This window comes from Bartonella queenslandensis (genome assembly GCF_018155095.1).
GTDB lineage: Bacteria > Pseudomonadota > Alphaproteobacteria > Rhizobiales > Rhizobiaceae > Bartonella > Bartonella queenslandensis_B.
The window spans coordinates 18,370-32,235 of the sequence record NZ_NAAI01000013.1 but is presented as its reverse complement, the minus strand read 5'-3'; the positions used below and the strand labels follow the sequence as shown (position 1 = coordinate 32,235).

Genomic DNA, 13,866 nt, shown 5'->3' with positions numbered 1-13,866 from the left:
GAAGTGGTTAATTGACATTACAGATTAAGCTGTGAATGAGAACCAAGGCGCACTAAAATGAGCCTATCTTGACCAATCAAGCGATAGATCAAAACCAAATCAGGTCGAATATGACAATCCCGATAATCTTTCCAATTTCCAGTTAATGCATGGTCATGATACCGAAGTTTTAAAGATTGATCATTTGCTAATGCTACAATGACTTGATGCAAATCTGTACCTAAAAGATGCCGATATCGTCCTTTCATCTCACGCTTGAAATCACGTTTGAAAATAGTCGTACGTTCAATCGTCCGCATAGAGATCATCGAATAATTCGTCTACGGAATGAAATTTTTTTAAGTTGCCCTCATCAAGTTCGGCAAAAGCCGCTATGGTTTCTGCATTGGGTTGAAACAAGAAAGAAGGAATAGCTTTATCTTGCGCAATACGTGTCATCAACACTCTCACGACATCACTTACTGATAAACCAGAGGCTTGAATAACTTGATTAGCGACATTTTGAATTTCTTCCGGTACACGCGCTTGAACCATGCGACTGGTAGCCATAACGACTTCTCCTCTCTCTACTGTATTTCAATGTAATACAATTGAAGTTTAATTTCAACTATAAAGCATTATTTTTAGAGTGGAGAGATCGTTTGACTTAACAACCGCTTGCTTTTTTTAAGACTTCACCCATACGTGTGCGCCAATCTTTTCCTTGTTTTTTAAAAGAGGCAATAACGTTTGGGTCGAGACGGAGAGTAACCGCTTGTTTAGGAGATTCAACGGGTGGGCGCCCACGTTTACGGCGCTCTTCTGTTACATACTTAAAAAAGGAGGCTGGTAAAACGTCTTTAGCTGGCTTTAAGCGTGCAAGTTCTTCATCTGTCAATGGTGGAGAATCTACAGCGTCCCAATCTTCTTTTGCGTAATCACATCCTGCTTCAAAGGTTTTTTTGATAGTCATTGAAAACCTCTCTTTCTTTTTTATTAGCTCGACGAAAGCTGATAATGGATATTGCTTCATTGCCAAGCTTTGCAAAAACAATAACTGTTGTGCCATCCGCAAAATGTCCAATAGCTTTCATGCGGTTTGAATGGGTTGCATCAATAAAAGCATGTTCCCAGTCAAAGTAAATAACATCAGCAAAATCAAGCTTATGTTTAACAATGTTTAAAGCTCTTTTTGGTTCATCCCACACTATCTTCATATATTTTATGTACACGAAAAATAAAACCTTGTCAATAATTAAAGTGTACAATAATTCGTATAAACCATTCAAAATGGAGCCACTATGACAAAGAAGCATCGTAAGGGTTTATCGCTTCGTGCATTTGCCAAAAAGATGCGTGTTTCTCCTAATGCAGTGGTTTCTCGATTTAAGACAGGTAAGTTTGATAAGGCTCTTTTTGAAGATGGTTCTGTCAATGAAGCGCTTGCAACAGCTATCTGGAATGAGAATCCAACAAAACGCCCTGCTCCATTTTTAGCACCGGATGGTCAACCGCGAACAAAGATCAAACAAACCTCTACAGAGGGCGCTAATGAATACAAGATTAAACTGGAGCGAATGCAAGTTGCCCTTGAAAGCGAGAAGATTGCTCTTGAACGCTTACGCGAAACAACCGTTGACCGTGAAGAAGTCAAGAGAGCAGCCCGTGAGTTTGGAAGAGCACACCGTGACGCCATGTTGAATTTTCCTCATCGATTTGGTGCAAGCATTGCCGCACAAGTCGGATGTGATGCTGCAAGTCTCATCGGTGCCATTGATTATTACATACGAAAGGCTTTGCTTGAAGCTGTTCATATTCCAGTTCCTTATCATGATCCTCAACCTCCAGAATGAGAGCGTTTTGGGGCGAGCAAAGAATGAATAATGGATGAGAATGCTGTTACAGAATTTTTCGCCCATGCCAATGATGCAAGACAACCGGACCCACCATACACGGTTTCCCAATGGGCGGACAAGAATAGATACCTTAGCACCGTAGCCAGTGCTGAACCTGGATTGTGGAGAACAAAGCGGACCCCCTATTTGCGCGAAATCATGGATAATCTTTCTTCTCACAAACCGATTGAAACAACCATTGTCATGAAAGGGGCGCAAGTTGGCATGTCAGAGGCAGGATTAAATTTCTGCGGTTATGCTATTCATTATAGTCCAGGACCTGCTCTTTATGTCATGCCGACCGTTGAGACAGCCAAAAAGCTTTCAAAGACGCGGCTTGATCCCATGATTATGGCAAGTCCAGTTTTAAGTGAACGCATAGCCCCAGCACGAGCACGTGACAGTGGGAATACCATGTTTTCGAAAGAGTTTGATGGGGGTGCACTGATGCTTACAGGAGCAAACAGTGCAGCTGGTTTGCGCTCTATGCCTATTCGTTATCTGATTTTGGATGAAGTGGATGGTTATCCTCTCAGTGTCGATAACGAAGGTGATCCAGTAATGATTGCGGAAAAGCGTACCTCTACCTTTGTACAACGAAAGATCTTTAAATTGTCCACCCCTACCCACCGTGACACAAGCCGTATTGCCAAAGATTTTGTACTAGGAGACCAGCGATATTACAACGTGCCTTGTGATGCATGTGGTACACTCCAGCCGATTGTTTGGTCACAAATCAAATGGCCGAAAGGGGCTCCCGAAAAAGCTGTTTTTGTTTGTGCGCATTGTGGTCATGAACATGCCGAACACCGAAAAACAGATCTCATGTGTGAAGAAAGAGGTGCGTGCTGGGTCCCAACCAGTGAGTCAAGTAGACCCAATTTGCGCTCTTATCATATTTCGGCACTTTATTCTCCTTGGCTTACATGGGGGGAATGCGCAAGAGAGTTTTTAAATGCCAAAGATGATCCAGCTCTTCTACAGCCTTTTGTCAATACCGTGCTTGGAGAGCCATGGGAGGACAGAACAGGCGAAGTTGTTGATCCAGACAGCCTCTATGCAAAACGCGAAGAGTATCCCCTTGCACCAGAACAAGCCGTCGTGTTGACAGCAGGCATTGATGTGCAAAATGACCGTTTAGAGCTTGAAGTGGTGGGATGGGGGCGTAGTGAAGAAAGTTGGCATATTGATTATCAAGTGATCCTTGGTGATCCCTCTTCTTTTGAAGTGTGGGACCAATTGGATGAATATCTTGCAAAACGCTGGCCGCATCCAGGCTATAAAGAGGGAATTAGGATAACAGCGGCTTGTATTGATACTGGTGGTGGACATACACAGGCGGTTTATAATTATGTGCGCCCGCGTGAGGGGCGGCGCATTTGGGGGATTAAAGGACAGGCGGGATGGCGTGCGGTCTGGCCACGCCGACCAAGCAAAAACAATAAAGGACAGATTAATCTTTATATTGTTGGGGTTGATGCTGCGAAAGATATCATTACAGCACGGTTTAAAAAATCGGGTCCTGAAGCAACGGGGGCTGGTGCAACGCACTTTCACAAAAGCCTTGATCTAGAATATTTTAACCAGCTAACCGCTGAAAGAAAGGTCATTAAATATTTTAAAGGCTTCAAACGTATTGAATGGCAAAAAAGTGAAAAGGCAAGAAACGAAGCCTTGGACTGTAGAGTCTATGCTTATGCGGCTTTGCAAGGTCTGATTTCGGCAGGAATAAACCTTAATCGAGAAGTCGATATCTTAGAAGAGCGTTTGGAAAAACTTAAAATTGAAGGTTCTGTAAAGCAACCAACATCTGGGATTTCTTCATTCACTTCTCCAAGAAGATCTCAGATAGCAAAACCTCAAAGGAAACAATCCAGAACAGTGATGAATCCTTATATGCGAGGGGATTGGAGGTAATTTGTGGATGAAACTTTAGGACAATTTAACAGCAAAATTAACAGACTGGAAAGTTTAAAAAGGCGGCGTGAACAAATTGAAGAGGCTCTTTATTCGGGTGCGCAATCAGTGCGTCACGGCGATAAGCAAGTCAGCAACCGCTCTGTTGAGGAACTGCGCAAAGCTCTTGAAATGATCAATACGCAAATAGCGGACCTTGAAGGACGCAAAAGTTCACGCGTGTTCTATTTTAATATCTCACGAGGCTATTAATGGCTGGCTTTATCAATAAACTTACGGGATTTTTTACAATTTCTCGTCAACACAATCCCCATTTTGAAGCGGCAAGCAAAAGCCGTCGCATGGGTGGTTTTGATCCCGCAAAAAAACATATCAATAAAGCGATTGAAGAATGCGGTGATACCATTGTTGCTCGTTCAAGATGGCTTTATGACAATGAATCTCTTTATGGATCTGCAACGGAAGAATGGGTCTCTGCGGCTGTCAGTGATGGGATTAAACCTTATCCTCGCATTGAAGGTTTTCAAGAAGAAAAGAAAAAGCTTTTAGACTTATGGTGGCAATGGGCTGATGAAGCAGACTACGATGAAGATGCCAGCTTTTATGGTCTGCAAGCAACCATTGCACGAGAGGTCTTTTTAACCGGCGAATGCTTTGTAAGATTGCATTATGTTGACCTTTATGGGCGCTCTGGTGTGCCTCTTCAGTTGCAAGTTTATCCCACTGAAATGCTGGACCTGACTTACAATGGACCGGCTGAGATTGAAGGCAATTACATTCGTATGGGAATTGAATTCGATGCCAGTGGTAAGCGCGTTGCTTACCATTTCTGGGAACATCATCCCTATGATGATTGTCCTGCAAACAGCGCCTTTAAGAGCCAAGACCGCATACGTGTCCCTGCTGAAATGGTCCTTCATATCAAAGAACGCCGGATTGCCGGACAATTGCGTGGTTCTCCCAAAATAACGCGCTGTATGACAAAGATCTTTCAACTCGAATCCTATGATGATGCAGAACTTGATCGAAAAAGGACGGCGGCTCTTTTCGCGGCGTTTGTCAAGGATAATTCTCCAAACGTCGCAAAATTATCCGATAATCGTGATAAAAACGACGTTGAAGAAGAATACGAAGCACCTGCCATTGCACCCGGTGCATCTCTTTATTTAGGAGAGAATAAAGAGGTTACATTCTCTAATCCTGTTGAGGTTGGAGGTTCTTATGAGGCTTTCCAATTTCGCAATATTTTAAAAATTTGCTCGGCTCTCAATATGCCTTATGCCGTTGTTACTGGAGACGTTACGCGCGGTAATTTTTCCAATGTTCGTACCTCCATTATTCAGTTTAGACGGCATGTCAAACAATGGCGTGAACATATCATTGCCTTTCAGTTTAACCGCATTGTGTGGGAGCGTTTTGTTGAAATGTCCGTACTTTCTGGACGCGTTCACTTATCCGGATGGGAAGAAAATCCCTTGCCATGGCTTCAATGTGAAAGCTTTGCGCCTCCGCTTGAAATGATTGATCCCAATAAAGATATTTCGGCAGAAAAAGAAGAAATCCGTGCAGGTTTGAAAACACGACGCATGGCACTAGCCGAGCGCGGCTTTGATATCGACAGCATTCATGCCGAACTTGAGGAAGAGCACACAGATGCTCGTGCACGCGGCTTATCTTTTGACACGGATATGGCAGCGCCTTCTGGTGAAAATCAAGCGATTGATGATGAAGATTCAGAGGCTTCTGAGAGTTATGAAAGTAACCAAGACAGTAAGGCACATAAAAATGGTGAATAATCTTGACATGCCGTTTTTGGCATCACGGCTTTTTGGAGTTCCACACATGCTTGCCTCCACAAAGCTTGATATCATCCTTAATGCTCTTGCCCCACGCCTTTTTGCAAGCGAAAAGTTTCCCATTGAAGCTTATTCGCAAGAGAATACAGAAGCTTTCAGACCACCAGAAACCTATGTGGTACAAAACAATATTGCCATAATACCCGTTCATGGCACACTTGTACGCCGCGGTGCATGGCTTGGAGCTCTATCGGGATTGACTTCTTATGAAGGGTTAAGAGCTTCTTTTCGTGAAGCCATGGTACAGACTGATGTGAAGGCTATCTTACTTGATATTGATAGTGGTGGTGGAGAAGCCGGTGGCATCTTTGATTTGGTTGAAGAGTTTCAAACCCTTTCAAAACAATACAATAAACCCATTTGGGCGCATGCCAATGAATTTGCTTGCTCGGCAGCTTATGCCATTGCTTGTGCGGCTTCTCAAATATGGGTTGCACGCACCGGTGTTGTAGGCTCCATTGGGGTTGTTTGCGCCCATCTTGACCAATCTCGTGCAGATGAGAAACAGGGGCTGAAATGGACCTTTGTTTTTGAAGGTGATCACAAAACGCATGGCAATCCTCACGAACCCTTGAGCGATACAGCACAGATAAAAATGCAAGCCGATTGCACCCTGCTCTACGAAATGTTTGTCGATTGGGTTGCAAAAAACAGACCTCTGAGTGCGGACGCAATTCGTGACACAAAAGCAGAAACTTTTATAGGCACCCAAGCTTTAGAGCTTGGATTAGCAGATGCGCAGGGCACCCTTGCGCAAGCTTTGGAAGCCTTAACGGATTCCATATCACAAACCCCAACAGCAACAAAAGAAGGACAAAACACATGGCACGCACACAATACCGCGCTAGAGAAGATGATGATGAAAAAATTGTCGACGTCATCAATGAGGACGAAGAAGACGAAAATGATAATGACATTGACGAAGACATGCAAGACTTCGACGAAGAAGAGGAAAACGAAGACGAAGATGAGGACGAAGATAAACAAGAAAGCGTAAAAGCGGCTCTTGAAAAGGAAAGAAAACGTGGCGAGGCACTGACAAACCTTGAAAGGCAAGCAAAGCGCTTAGGCGTTTCTTTTGATGCAGCAAAAGCCATTAAAAGCGGCATGAGTGTTGAGAAAGCAAAAAATGTTGTGTTAACCGCCGCTGTCTCGAAAAGCGCATCTTTAAAACTATCAACCACAGCGCCCCATAGAGATGGGACGAGCAAGGAAAAAATTCATGCAAAATGGGAAACAGCTTGGAGGGCAATAAAATGAGTCAAGTTTTTTATGAAGACATACGCAATGGCGCTTATCTTGGACCCTACGATACGGATATGTCAAACGAAGAAGTGGTTTTTGCTTCAGGAGCATTCATTGAAGCTGGAACTGTCATGGGGAAAATTACAGCGTCACAAAAATATGCCCCCCTTAATCCAGCAGCATCAGATGGCAGTCAAATCCCTGCTGGGATTTCTTTTGCCACTGTTGATGCAACAGAGGCAGATCAACGCGCCGTGATGACAGCACGCTTATGCACTGTAAAAGCTTCTGAACTGCTATGGCCAGATGCCATTACAGATGAACAAAAAAGTGCTGCCATTCAGTCTCTCGAAGACCATAACAATATTTTATTGCGATAGGAGAATGCGCACATGGATATGAACTTTTTTAAACACGATGCTTTCTCTGCCACCACCATGATGAAAGCGATTGAAAACTATGAGTTTCAACCGGGGCTTATTAGTTCTCTTGATCTTTTTGAGGAAGTGGAAACAAGCACCACAGTGGTTGGTATTGAAAGACGTGACAATACATTGTCCTTGATTCAAACCAGTGAACGTGGCGCCCCCTTGGCAGAAGGTGATAGAGATGGACGTAATCTTCGGTTTTTCAAAACAACACGCATTGCCAAAAGTGACACGGTGAAATCAGAGGAAATCCAAAACCGGCGTGAATTTGGGACAGAAGATCAACTCGAGACGGCAATGAAATATATTGCCAGAAAACAAAAGAAACTGATTTCTGAAATCGAATTGACATGGGAAAACATGCAACTTGGCGCTGTTCAAGGGGTGGTTCTTGACGCCGATGGCTCTGTTATTGTCGATTGGTACAAGGAATGGGAAATTACACCTCCAAAGCCTATTGACTTTAAATTAAATAATGAGACAACCAATGTTGCAGACCATGTTGATCAAGTCATTATGAAAATGATTGAAGCTTCAAAGGGAGCGTTTTCTGATCGTTCACGCATTATTGGGCTTTGTGGAAATGAATTTTTCTCCAAATTGAAAAACCATAAAACAATTCGTGAGACTTATCTCAACACAGCTCTTGCACAAACGTTGAATAGTGCTGGAGGTGTTGCAACACCAAGTTCAATTGGCTCTGGGAGCTTTGGCAGTTTTGACTTTGCGGGTGTGACTTTCATTAATTACCGGAGTATTCACAACTATAATGTGAGTGCGAAGGCTGGAACAAAGCGCGCCATAGGCATTAAGCCTGATGAATGTCAATTCTTACCCGCCAATGCACCGGGCGTGTTTCAAAAAACCTTTGCACCGGGAGAAAGTTTGGATTTTGCCAACACGGTTGGAAAACCGCTCTACACCATGTTGATCGTTGATAACGACCGTAATGCATGGGTAAAACCAGAGGTATACAGCTATCCGCTTTATATTTGCACGCGTCCTGAAATGCTCTTTAAAGCGGTCAGTGGAGGAAAATAACATGCGATGGCATGGGTTGCTAAACCAAATGATTAAAGACGTGCGCAACACCTTTGGGCAACCCGTCATCTACACCAGAGGGGATAATCAACAATCGTTTCAAATTACAGCGATTTACACCATTAAACATTCGGAATCGGAGGCTGGTGGCAGAATCCCCACGACAATCGCAAAAAAGGAACTTGATGTTTGTATCAATGATATCGGGGGAATACCACCAAGACTCAAGGATAGCGTTGTAGTTATGACGCTTGAAAGTACGAAAGATAGCTTTTCTCAAGAGCATTTTATTGTGACGGATGTACAGGCTTCGGAATCTGGCATGTATAAACTTATTTTACGTGCACAGGAACGCTGATGTTACCAAGAGAAATTTAAAGGAAATAAACACTAAAGATATTTTGTATCACTTTTATTATTGACCTCTTTGAATAAATGTAATACACTAATTTATGATTATTACTTATGATGAAATTAAACGACACAAAAACATTGAAAAACATGGGCTTGATTTTGCTGATCTTCAAATAGAATTTTTTGAAACAGCGATCATCCTTCCAGCAAAGCAAGGACGTTTTATGGCTATTAATGTTTTTACCAATAATGTTATTGCAGTCGTTTTTGCTACACTTGGCGATGAAGCGGTTTCTATCATTTCTATGAGACGTGCGAGCAAAAAAGAAAGGAGTTTAATATTATGACGAAATATCCATATATTAAACCTCTCACCGATGAAGAAGAGGCTGAAATTCAAAAAGAAATTGCACATGATCCAGACGCTCCAGAAGCGACAGATGAACAAATTGCTCAAGCAAAATCATTTGCAGAAGTATTTCCTGATTTAGCTGAAAGCATTAAACGTTCTCGAGGGCGACCACAAATTGATAACCCTAAAGAGCAAGTATCAATTCGTTTGTCACCAGATGTTTTAAAAAAACTTAAAGCCTTTGGTCGTGGGTGGCAATCAAAAGTCGATGACATTTTACGTAAAGCAGTTGGGTTATAAGGCTTTTGTTTATACTGTAACACATTTTAATGTCTCTCTGTTTGCTCTATTATTAATAATAGGCGCAAAGTTAATTATAGTGACTTTTTCGTAAATCTTTTTCGATCAAATGTCTGACATAGCGTGTATAAGGAATAGCTTGATTTTTCGCTTTTTCCTTTAAAGCTTTCATAAGTGCTTGAGGCAAGCGAATATTTATAGAAGCTTCTTTAGGTAAGAATTCAAAATGAACGGGTTTAAAACCAGTTAAGTCATAATCCGTAAGATTAGCAGTATCAACAAAGTTTTCTGCTTCTTCATCCGTTGTGAAAACGGGTATTTGTTTTAATTGAGAGGTTTCCATAAAAATTAATCTTTTTTTGGTGCGTATAAGCTGCCTTTAAAAGCTTTAAAGTTTAGAAGAAATATATCTATTTAAACTTACACCATTTTCGGCGGCTTGAATTGCCAGTTTTCTATGAAGTTCTGGAGGAATTCTTAATTGAAACTTACCACTATATTTACCATGTGACAAAGGCACAGGGACCTCTTCTCCGTTGTGTTGCATATCCTCAACAACCTCTGAAACGAGATCCATAATGCCCTTTAACGCTTTCTCTGCTTGAGCGTCTAACCATGAAAGAGATGGGAATTCTGCACATAATCCAACATATTCCTCATCTTCTCGCGACCACAAAACACGATATGTATAATGATTATTGTTCATGTTTCATCCTTTCTATCGCTTGTAAGACTTGTTTGACCTGATAGGCTTTTGCCTTATTGCCAGAATCTTTTTGAATATTCACACGAGGATCACCAAGCCACGGTGTTTTAAAAACAAAGTGGCTTGTACCATTGTTCCGCGGTTCTCCAAAGAAATAGACACATACAGCCAACAAATCTGAAAACTTAATGTTCTTTGGTGTTACTTTCATCAAGCTGATTATTTTTTCAACTTTATTACTCATAACCAATAATAGTATCATTATTAACCCTAGTCAATCACTTTATACACTTAATTGAACAGGAGCTCCCATGCATCCCCGCGAGACGATAAGAGAAACATTTGTTGCTTTGATAAAGGCAGCACAAACAGTGGCTGGCGACAATGTTTTCAATATGCGTGATTTCAATTTATTTATTGAAACAATGCCGGCTATTAATATCTCAACGCAAAATGAAACCATTGAAGATGGACATGATTTTGGCTTAAGGCGGCGTGTTTTAACAGTAGATGTTGAATGCTATGCAACATGTGAAGAGGGTGCACGCTTTGTTGACCAATTAGCATGGGAAGTTGAAGAGATTTTCCATGCCAACCCCAATCTTAACAACACTGTTGAGACATGCCGCCTGCAAAATATTGCTTTTGCCTTTGGTGATAATGGCGCCCTAGCGCTCCACGGTGCAATTTTAACCTTTGACGTGACTTACATCACCAATATCCCCTCTCCTAACGAAGGAAATGCAACCGCAAGAGTTGTTGAACCCCTTGTCGGTTTTAAACCCGAAACAGGTATGGGAAACGAAGACAAATACCATAAAATTGAAGGTGACCATGTTAGAGCGGCGCGATAAAGAGATCACCGATTTAAAGAGACGCGTAGCCAATATGGTTGTGGTGGGGAAAATTAGCCATGTCGACCATAAAAACGCACGCTATCGCGTAAAAACTGGAAATCTTATCAGTGATTGGATTCCAGATACCCAAGCCCGCGCCGGTAAAACACGCTCTTATGAGGGGCGCGATGTTGGAGAGCAAGTGGTTGTTGTCTCATCATCAGGCGATTTATCACAAGGGGTGATTGTTGGCTCTATTCATACCGATGCGAACCAAGTAGCCGATAAAGGCAATATTCATAAAACACTTTATCCCGATGGCACCAGCCTTGAATATGATGATGAACAAAACACCTATGCCCTTAACATCAAGTCGGGAGGAAAGTTTATCCTAACCATCTCTGATGGTGTGTCACTCAAAGGGGATGCTGGTAAGCTAGAGCTTAGTGCACCAGAAGGCATAAAAATCACCTCAGAACGTGATCTGAGTTTAAAGGCAAAGGGCAACATTTCTGTAAAAGCAGAGGGGAACATTTCACTCAATTCGCAGGAAGATGTTTCTCTTCATTCAGACAATGAGGTTTCCATCAATTCAAGGGAATTAAAGCATAACAGCACCAATGTAGGAGCAACCCATGTTCATAGGGGTGTTTTCCCTGGTGGTTCCATGACAGGAGGTCCGAATTGAACAGTGGAATGGACCGTACAACAGGAAAACCATTGGTTGGCATAGAGCATTTGCGGCAGTCGATTATTGATATCTTATCAACACGCATTGGCACACGGGTGATGCGACGTGATTATGGTTCACGCATTGCAGAACTCATTGATGCGCCAGTGAATAATGCTTTTGCCGTTGCCCTTTATGCCGCCATTGCCGAGGCTTTGGACAAGTGGGAACCGCGTTTTAAGCTGAAAAAGATTGATTTTAAAATGCTTGGAACCGGACAAGTTTCTCTGTCCTTTGAGGGCATGTATTTGCCATCAGGAAAGCCCATCACCATGGAAGGATTATTGATACAATGAGTAGAGCGCTTGCAAAACCGGAAATTATTACAGAACTTTCTTTTGAAGAAATCCGCGCTGCTGTTCTTACCCATTTAAAAGAGCTTTTACCCGAATATATATTTTTGGAAAGTGATCCAGCCGTAAAAGTCATAGAGGCTTTTAGCTATCGAGAACTGCTTTTAAGACAGCGTATTAACGAGGCAGCACGCAATAATATTCTTGATTTTGCCACCGGTGAATCCCTTGATGCTTTAGGAAACTGGCATGGTATTGCCCGCATAGAGGGAGAGAGTGATGAGAGGTATCGTGAACGCATACAGCTTCATGCCCGTGGGGGAAACGGAAGTGGAACAGAACCCTATTACAAGCTTATCGCCTTGACAGCCGATAGTCGAGTGAAAGATGCGATTATCTATCGTAAAGGCAAAGACCCAACTATCTATGTTGCTGTTTTTGGCAATAATGAAGAAGGGACAGCCTCTGAAGATCTCTTACAAACAGTTTCACAAGCTCTTCACAGAAAAAATATCATCATGACCAATGATACCATCATTGTGCATGCTGCTGTCAAACAAGTGCTGGATTTAGAAGCCGATGTTTGGCTGTTGCCGGAAACATCTTTGAAAATTCTCACAACAATGGAAGAAAATTTACGCACGGCTTGGAAACAAGAACAAGCCATTGGTCGTGAATTAAGCCTCTCGTGGTGGGTTTCAAAACTGATGATAGCTGGTGTCCAGAAAGTGATTGCCATTACACCAACAAAGGACAGTGCAGTTTGTGATGAAGAAATCTTATCGATTGGCAAAATCACCTTAAACTTTAAAGGGCGGGCGCGCTAATGGTTGGCTCGCTCCTCCCCTCACATGCAACAGAATTTGAGAAACGCCTTGCCGATGCTTGCGACTTTCATCAAGATGTTGATGGGTCTGTTTTGGGGATTTCCCGTGCAAAACTGATCACACGCCCTCCCCGCTTTTTGCCATGGTTGATTGAAGAATATGGACTTGGTGAACTTTCGCCTTATGTTCCAAACCTCTATGATTTGATTGACCAAGGTCTTGCATGGCAGCGCCTGCGCGGCTCTGTTGCCGCCATTGAGTTGGGACTTCAATGGTTAGAGCTTTCTGCGCACTTTACACCCGCATGGTCTGGGCGTGCATGGTGGAATTCCTTTCAACTTGAATTTAACCAGTTGCCTGAACAAAGTAGCCTTGAAGCCATTGAAGCGATTGTGAGACTTTCCAAAAGTTTGCGTTCTGATTTTCGCCGTGGGACCTATGGTTATGATGTGGAAGCCATAGAGAGCAATATGTCACGTCTTGATGACAGCATGCTGGACTTCGAGAGTGGCATCTGTCTTACAGCTCGTGGCACTCTGTTTTCTTTTGGACGCACAACAGAAATCAATCACACGCTCACAAAAGAAGAAGGCAAACGCATTGGCAACTGGATTGATGACTTTGACGAGGAGTTAAGCTGGGATCAAATTGATTATCCTTGGGAGTTGGCAAATTTTCCCTGGTGTTCGGTCAAAAAACATGAACGCGATATCCTTATGGCAGAGTGGTTCCAAAACCGTCCCCTTTATTTGGCTTTAAGAGACGCAAACAATGCTCTGATTGGGTATCGAAGATGCAGCATTGTCCAGCCTATTGAACAAGCGATCGATGGCGCCTACAGCCATTGTGGTAACAGATTTAACCCTTCCCCAACTGGCACTCTGTTGTTTCTTGCCGCCCGCACAGATTTTGAGGATGTTGAGGACAAACAAGCCGCCTCTGTTTCCCTCCTCGTTCATGGCACTGTGGCAGAGCAGACACCCCCTGGCAAACTTTGGTGTGACGAGGGTGAACTAAAGGGCGGTGTAGAGATCCTTAAAACACCGATCAACATTCCTTTGCGTGCTGATGTTCGCGAACAATTCAAAATTTTATTGAGGTTTTAAC

General features: G+C 42.7%; 23 protein-coding genes. 16 read left to right on the top strand and 7 right to left on the bottom strand.

Annotated features, from left to right (window positions below; genetic code table 11):
* Positions 1 to 17 precede the first annotated feature (17 nt).
* The 4 genes from B5V81_RS07935 to B5V81_RS07920 form a co-directional block, all read right to left on the bottom strand.
* Entirely contained in the window at positions 18 to 299 is a 282-nt protein-coding gene (locus B5V81_RS07935; protein ID WP_212112991.1) for a type II toxin-antitoxin system YafQ family toxin, read from the bottom strand.
* Positions 286 to 549 carry a type II toxin-antitoxin system RelB/DinJ family antitoxin gene (locus B5V81_RS07930; protein WP_100129267.1) on the bottom strand — a complete coding sequence of 88 codons (264 nt, stop codon included), beginning with the start codon at positions 547 to 549 and terminating at the stop codon, positions 286 to 288. The genes B5V81_RS07935 and B5V81_RS07930 overlap by 14 nt, the downstream gene beginning before the upstream one ends.
* Before the next feature lie 97 nt (positions 550 to 646).
* On the bottom strand, positions 647 to 952 hold the full coding sequence (locus tag B5V81_RS07925) for a BrnA antitoxin family protein (RefSeq protein ID WP_212112990.1): 306 nt from the start codon (positions 950 to 952) through the stop codon (positions 647 to 649).
* Entirely contained in the window at positions 930 to 1,196 is a 267-nt protein-coding gene (locus tag B5V81_RS07920) for a BrnT family toxin (protein WP_212112989.1), read from the bottom strand. The genes B5V81_RS07925 and B5V81_RS07920 overlap by 23 nt, the downstream gene beginning before the upstream one ends.
* 84 nt (positions 1,197 to 1,280) lie before the next feature.
* Here B5V81_RS07920 and B5V81_RS07915 point away from each other — a divergent pair, with 84 nt between their 5' ends.
* The 11 genes from B5V81_RS07915 (at position 1,281) to B5V81_RS07865 (ending at position 9,367) form a co-directional block, all read left to right on the top strand.
* Positions 1,281 to 1,832: a hypothetical protein gene (locus B5V81_RS07915; protein ID WP_212112988.1), complete on the top strand. Its 552-nt coding sequence runs from the start codon at positions 1,281 to 1,283 to the stop codon at positions 1,830 to 1,832.
* A 30-nt stretch (positions 1,833 to 1,862) separates the two neighbouring features.
* Positions 1,863 to 3,791, top strand: coding sequence for a phage terminase large subunit family protein (locus B5V81_RS07910; protein ID WP_212112987.1), 1,929 nt, complete (start codon positions 1,863 to 1,865; stop codon positions 3,789 to 3,791).
* Between the two features lie 3 nt (positions 3,792 to 3,794).
* Positions 3,795 to 4,043 carry a phage head-tail joining protein gene (locus B5V81_RS07905; protein ID WP_212112986.1) on the top strand — a complete coding sequence of 83 codons (249 nt, stop codon included), beginning with the start codon at positions 3,795 to 3,797 and terminating at the stop codon, positions 4,041 to 4,043.
* A complete protein-coding gene (locus B5V81_RS07900; RefSeq protein ID WP_212112985.1) occupies positions 4,043 to 5,587 on the top strand; it encodes a phage portal protein in 1,545 nt (514 codons plus the stop codon). The genes B5V81_RS07905 and B5V81_RS07900 overlap by 1 nt, the downstream gene beginning before the upstream one ends.
* A complete protein-coding gene (locus B5V81_RS07895; RefSeq protein WP_212112984.1) occupies positions 5,577 to 6,644 on the top strand; it encodes a S49 family peptidase in 1,068 nt (355 codons plus the stop codon). The genes B5V81_RS07900 and B5V81_RS07895 overlap by 11 nt, the downstream gene beginning before the upstream one ends.
* A complete protein-coding gene (locus tag B5V81_RS07890; RefSeq protein ID WP_244979449.1) occupies positions 6,575 to 6,907 on the top strand; it encodes a hypothetical protein in 333 nt (110 codons plus the stop codon). Before B5V81_RS07895 ends, B5V81_RS07890 begins: the two co-directional genes overlap by 70 nt.
* On the top strand, positions 6,904 to 7,272 hold the full coding sequence (locus B5V81_RS07885) for a head decoration protein (RefSeq protein WP_212112983.1): 369 nt from the start codon (positions 6,904 to 6,906) through the stop codon (positions 7,270 to 7,272). The genes B5V81_RS07890 and B5V81_RS07885 overlap by 4 nt, the downstream gene beginning before the upstream one ends.
* 12 nt (positions 7,273 to 7,284) lie before the next feature.
* Positions 7,285 to 8,361 carry a major capsid protein gene (locus B5V81_RS07880; protein WP_212112982.1) on the top strand — a complete coding sequence of 359 codons (1,077 nt, stop codon included), beginning with the start codon at positions 7,285 to 7,287 and terminating at the stop codon, positions 8,359 to 8,361.
* A gap of 1 nt (position 8,362) precedes the next feature.
* A complete protein-coding gene (locus B5V81_RS07875; RefSeq protein ID WP_212112981.1) occupies positions 8,363 to 8,719 on the top strand; it encodes a head-tail joining protein in 357 nt (118 codons plus the stop codon).
* A gap of 94 nt (positions 8,720 to 8,813) precedes the next feature.
* The gene (locus B5V81_RS07870; protein ID WP_012231069.1) at positions 8,814 to 9,062 is read left to right on the top strand and encodes a BrnT family toxin; all 249 of its coding nucleotides are present in this window, start codon (positions 8,814 to 8,816) and stop codon (positions 9,060 to 9,062) included.
* Positions 9,056 to 9,367, top strand: a complete 312-nt coding sequence (locus tag B5V81_RS07865) for a BrnA antitoxin family protein (protein ID WP_425277471.1) — start codon at positions 9,056 to 9,058, stop codon at positions 9,365 to 9,367. The genes B5V81_RS07870 and B5V81_RS07865 overlap by 7 nt, the downstream gene beginning before the upstream one ends.
* 70 nt (positions 9,368 to 9,437) lie before the next feature.
* On the opposite strand, the gene B5V81_RS07860 is transcribed toward B5V81_RS07865, so the two are convergent.
* The 3 genes from B5V81_RS07860 to B5V81_RS07850 are packed head-to-tail and all read right to left on the bottom strand — an operon-like array spanning position 9,438 to position 10,335.
* On the bottom strand, positions 9,438 to 9,710 hold the full coding sequence (locus tag B5V81_RS07860) for a CopG family antitoxin (protein WP_212112980.1): 273 nt from the start codon (positions 9,708 to 9,710) through the stop codon (positions 9,438 to 9,440).
* Positions 9,711 to 9,755: 45 nt separating this feature from the next.
* Positions 9,756 to 10,073, bottom strand: a complete 318-nt coding sequence (locus tag B5V81_RS07855) for a type II toxin-antitoxin system HicB family antitoxin (protein WP_212112979.1) — start codon at positions 10,071 to 10,073, stop codon at positions 9,756 to 9,758.
* Positions 10,063 to 10,335, bottom strand: coding sequence for a toxin HicA (locus B5V81_RS07850; RefSeq protein WP_212112978.1), 273 nt, complete (start codon positions 10,333 to 10,335; stop codon positions 10,063 to 10,065). Before B5V81_RS07850 ends, B5V81_RS07855 begins: the two co-directional genes overlap by 11 nt.
* A 49-nt stretch (positions 10,336 to 10,384) precedes the next feature.
* Here B5V81_RS07850 and B5V81_RS07845 point away from each other — a divergent pair, with 49 nt between their 5' ends.
* From B5V81_RS07845 to B5V81_RS07825, 5 genes are read left to right on the top strand one after another with little or no spacing between them, the layout of a single operon-like run.
* A complete protein-coding gene (locus tag B5V81_RS07845) occupies positions 10,385 to 10,927 on the top strand; it encodes a hypothetical protein (RefSeq protein WP_212112977.1) in 543 nt (180 codons plus the stop codon).
* Positions 10,908 to 11,597, top strand: a complete 690-nt coding sequence (locus B5V81_RS07840; RefSeq protein WP_212112976.1) for a phage baseplate assembly protein V — start codon at positions 10,908 to 10,910, stop codon at positions 11,595 to 11,597. Before B5V81_RS07845 ends, B5V81_RS07840 begins: the two co-directional genes overlap by 20 nt.
* Positions 11,594 to 11,935, top strand: coding sequence for a GPW/gp25 family protein (locus tag B5V81_RS07835; protein ID WP_212112975.1), 342 nt, complete (start codon positions 11,594 to 11,596; stop codon positions 11,933 to 11,935). Before B5V81_RS07840 ends, B5V81_RS07835 begins: the two co-directional genes overlap by 4 nt.
* Entirely contained in the window at positions 11,932 to 12,759 is an 828-nt protein-coding gene (locus B5V81_RS07830; RefSeq protein WP_212112974.1) for a baseplate J/gp47 family protein, read from the top strand. The genes B5V81_RS07835 and B5V81_RS07830 overlap by 4 nt, the downstream gene beginning before the upstream one ends.
* Positions 12,759 to 13,865 (top strand): phage tail protein, encoded by a 1,107-nt coding sequence (locus B5V81_RS07825; protein WP_212112973.1) that lies wholly within the window; start codon positions 12,759 to 12,761, stop codon positions 13,863 to 13,865. The genes B5V81_RS07830 and B5V81_RS07825 overlap by 1 nt, the downstream gene beginning before the upstream one ends.
* The last annotated feature ends 1 nt before the right edge of the window (position 13,866 follow it).

Excerpts from the sequence above, each read along its gene's own strand:
- B5V81_RS07875 (WP_212112981.1), top strand. The coding sequence starts at position 8,363 with ATGCGATGGCATGGGTTGCTAAACCAAATGATTAAAGACGTGCGCAAC.
- B5V81_RS07920 (WP_212112989.1), bottom strand. The coding sequence starts at position 1,196 with ATGAAGATAGTGTGGGATGAACCAAAAAGAGCTTTAAACATTGTTAAA.
- B5V81_RS07925 (WP_212112990.1), bottom strand. The coding sequence starts at position 952 with ATGACTATCAAAAAAACCTTTGAAGCAGGATGTGATTACGCAAAAGAA.
- B5V81_RS07900 (WP_212112985.1), top strand. The coding sequence starts at position 4,043 with ATGGCTGGCTTTATCAATAAACTTACGGGATTTTTTACAATTTCTCGT.
- B5V81_RS07880 (WP_212112982.1), top strand. The coding sequence starts at position 7,285 with ATGGATATGAACTTTTTTAAACACGATGCTTTCTCTGCCACCACCATG.
- B5V81_RS07830 (WP_212112974.1), top strand. The coding sequence starts at position 11,932 with ATGAGTAGAGCGCTTGCAAAACCGGAAATTATTACAGAACTTTCTTTT.
- B5V81_RS07890 (WP_244979449.1), top strand. The coding sequence starts at position 6,575 with ATGCAAGACTTCGACGAAGAAGAGGAAAACGAAGACGAAGATGAGGAC.
- B5V81_RS07825 (WP_212112973.1), top strand. The coding sequence starts at position 12,759 with ATGGTTGGCTCGCTCCTCCCCTCACATGCAACAGAATTTGAGAAACGC.
- B5V81_RS07840 (WP_212112976.1), top strand. The coding sequence starts at position 10,908 with ATGTTAGAGCGGCGCGATAAAGAGATCACCGATTTAAAGAGACGCGTA.
- B5V81_RS07860 (WP_212112980.1), bottom strand. The coding sequence starts at position 9,710 with ATGGAAACCTCTCAATTAAAACAAATACCCGTTTTCACAACGGATGAA.
- B5V81_RS07930 (WP_100129267.1), bottom strand. The coding sequence starts at position 549 with ATGGCTACCAGTCGCATGGTTCAAGCGCGTGTACCGGAAGAAATTCAA.
- B5V81_RS07870 (WP_012231069.1), top strand. The coding sequence starts at position 8,814 with ATGATTATTACTTATGATGAAATTAAACGACACAAAAACATTGAAAAA.
- B5V81_RS07910 (WP_212112987.1), top strand. The coding sequence starts at position 1,863 with ATGGATGAGAATGCTGTTACAGAATTTTTCGCCCATGCCAATGATGCA.
- B5V81_RS07855 (WP_212112979.1), bottom strand. The coding sequence starts at position 10,073 with ATGAACAATAATCATTATACATATCGTGTTTTGTGGTCGCGAGAAGAT.
- B5V81_RS07845 (WP_212112977.1), top strand. The coding sequence starts at position 10,385 with ATGCATCCCCGCGAGACGATAAGAGAAACATTTGTTGCTTTGATAAAG.
- B5V81_RS07895 (WP_212112984.1), top strand. The coding sequence starts at position 5,577 with ATGGTGAATAATCTTGACATGCCGTTTTTGGCATCACGGCTTTTTGGA.
- B5V81_RS07935 (WP_212112991.1), bottom strand. The coding sequence starts at position 299 with ATGCGGACGATTGAACGTACGACTATTTTCAAACGTGATTTCAAGCGT.
- B5V81_RS07915 (WP_212112988.1), top strand. The coding sequence starts at position 1,281 with ATGACAAAGAAGCATCGTAAGGGTTTATCGCTTCGTGCATTTGCCAAA.
- B5V81_RS07850 (WP_212112978.1), bottom strand. The coding sequence starts at position 10,335 with ATGATACTATTATTGGTTATGAGTAATAAAGTTGAAAAAATAATCAGC.
- B5V81_RS07885 (WP_212112983.1), top strand. The coding sequence starts at position 6,904 with ATGAGTCAAGTTTTTTATGAAGACATACGCAATGGCGCTTATCTTGGA.